Here is a 2,552-nt window from a genome sequence, read left to right on the forward strand (position 1 = left end):
ACGTGGGGGGCGAGGGCCTGTTCGCACTGGTTCATCTTCTCGGCGAAGACGGGTGCGGTGTCGAGGAGTTCGACGGCCATGCCGGCCCACTGCGAGCCCTGCCCCGGGAAGACGAAGGCGGTCTTCCCCGCCGGGCCGGCGGTGCCCAGCACCACGTTCGGCGCCGCCCGGTCGGCGGCCAGCGCCTCCAGCGCGGTCGCGAAGCCCGCGGCGTCCTCGGCGACCAGCACCGCGCGGTGCTCGAAGGCGGTGCGGGTGGTGGCCAGCGCCCGGCCGATCTCCGCCGGGTCGTGCGCGGGCCCGTCGGCCAGGGAGGCGGCCAGCCGGGCGGCCTGGGCGCGGAGCGCCTGCGGGTCGCGCGCCGACAGCACCCAGGGCAGCGGGCCGGCCGGGGCCGGGCCGGTGGCGTCCGCGTCGGCCGCGTCCGGGCCCGCGGCGTCCGGCAGGTCCCCGGCGTCCGGCGCCTGCTCGACGATCGCGTGCGCGTTGGTGCCGCCCACCCCGAAACCGGAGACCCCGGCGCGGCGCGGCCGCTCGCCCCCGGTCTCCCAGGGGCGGGCCTCGGTCAGCAGCTCGACCGCGCCCACCGACCAGTCGACGAACGGGGTGGGCTCGTCCACGTGCAGGGTCTTCGGCAGCACACCGTGCCGCATCGCCTGCACCATCTTGATCACGCCGCCGACCCCGGCGGCGGCCGAGCTGTGGCCGATGTTGGACTTCAACGAGCCCAGCCACAGCGGCCGTCCGTCCGGCCGCTGCTGTCCGTAGGCGGCCAGCAGGGCCTGGGCCTCGATCGGGTCGCCCAGCGTGGTGCCGGTGCCGTGCGCCTCCACCGCGTCCACGTCGGCGGCCGACAGCCGCGCGTCCGCCAGCGCGTCGGCGATCACCCGCTGCTGGGAGGGGCCGTTGGGCGCGGTCAGGCCGTTGCTGGCGCCGTCCTGGTTGACCGCGGTGCCCCGGATGACGGCGAGCACCCGGTGGCCGCGGGCCACGGCGTCGGAGAGCCGCTCCAGCAGCAGCACGCCGACACCCTCGGACCAGCCGGTGCCGTCGGCCGCGCCCGCGAACGCCTTGCAGCGGCCGTCGGCGGACAGTGCCCGCTGCCGGCTGAACGCCACGAACGCGTCCGGGGCGGCGAGCACCGACACACCGCCGGTCAGCGCCAGCTCGCACTCGCCCGAGCGCAGCGAGCGCACCGCCAGGTGCAGGGCGACCAGCGAGGAGGAGCAGGCGGTGTCCATGGTGATCGCCGGACCCTCCAGGCCCAGCGTGTACGAGACCCGCCCGGAGAGCACACTGCTCGCCGTCCCGGTGTCCAGCAGCCCCTCGACCTCGGGCAGCCCCCGGGCGCCCGCCCCGTAGCCGTTGCCGATCGCGCCGACGAAGACGCCGGTCCGGCTGCCGCGCAGCCCGGCCGGGTCGAGACCGGCGCGCTCGACGGTCTCCCAGCAGGTCTCCAGCAGCAGCCGCTGCTGCGGGTCCATGGCCAGCGCCTCGCGCGGCGATATCCCGAAGAAGCCGGCGTCGAACTCGTCGGCCTGGTGGAGGAATCCGCCGCTGCGGGTGTACGAGGTGCCGGTGTGGTCCGGGTCCGGGTGGTACAGCCCCTCGACGTCCCAGCCGCGGTTGTCCGGCCAGTCGCCGATGGCGTCCTCACCGCGTTCGACCAGCTCCCACAGCCGCTCGGGCGAGTCCACCCCGCCCGGGTAGCGGCAGCCCATCGAGACGATGGCGATCGGCTCGTGCCGGGCGTCCTCGGCGGCCCGCAGTTCACGCCGCGCGTCGCCCAGGTCGGCAGTGGCTCGCCTGAGGTAGTCGAGAAGCTTCTCGTTGTCCGGCATCAGTTCCAGCTCTCCCTCAGGCCATTCCGAAGTCGTTGTCGAGCAGGTCGAAGAGTTCGTCGGCGGTCGCCGCCGCCAGGGTCACCGGCGGCTCGGCCTCGGCCGGGCCCCGGCCGGCCCGTTCGCCCCAGCCGCGCAGCAGCTCGCGCAGCCGGGAGCCGATCTCGCGGCCGTCCGGCCCGGCCGGGTCGAGCGAGGCGAGGGCCTTTTCCAGCAGGTCGAGTTCGGCCTCGGCCGGGCCGCGCGACGGTGGGCGGAGAACGCTCTCCAGGAGCTCGGCCAGTGCGGCCGGGCTCGGGTGGTCGAAGACCGCCGTCGGTGGCAGCGGCACGCCGGTGACCGCGCTCAGCCGGTTGCGGAAGCGCACCGCGAGCATCGAGTCGAAGCCCAGTTCGGCGAAGGGCCGGTCGGGCCGGACGGCCGCCGCCGAGGCGTGCCCGAGGGCCGCGGCCGCGTGGGCGCCGACCAGCTCGACCAGCACCCGGTGCCGCTCCGCCCGGTCGAGCGGCGCCAGCCGCAGGGCCAGGTCGCCGGCCGGGTCCGTCGCGCCGTCCGTCCCGCCGGCCGCCACCGGGTCGCCCGCCAGGGCGGCGCCCACCGCCGCGCCGCCGGCCAGGGCCGCCCACGCCCTGGTCGCCGCCCACGGCGGCAACAAGTCGGCCGCCGGCCGCGAACTGGGCTACGGCAGCCAGCAGGCGTTCGACAAGTGGC

General features: G+C 76.7%; 2 protein-coding genes. Both read right to left on the minus strand.

Translation table 11 applies throughout. From position 1 onward, the window contains the following. Positions 1-1,841 (minus strand): type I polyketide synthase (locus ABZY91_RS41845; protein ID WP_355409473.1); only part of this gene is annotated, 1,841 nt, incomplete at its 3' end. Positions 1,842-1,857: 16 nt separating this feature from the next. Then, positions 1,858-2,496, minus strand: coding sequence for a phosphopantetheine-binding protein (locus ABZY91_RS41850; protein ID WP_355409475.1), 639 nt, complete (start codon positions 2,494-2,496; stop codon positions 1,858-1,860). Positions 2,497-2,552 lie beyond the last annotated feature (56 nt).

Source organism: Kitasatospora sp. NPDC002965 (genome assembly GCF_040611255.1).
Classification (GTDB): Bacteria; Actinomycetota; Actinomycetes; order Streptomycetales; family Streptomycetaceae; genus Kitasatospora.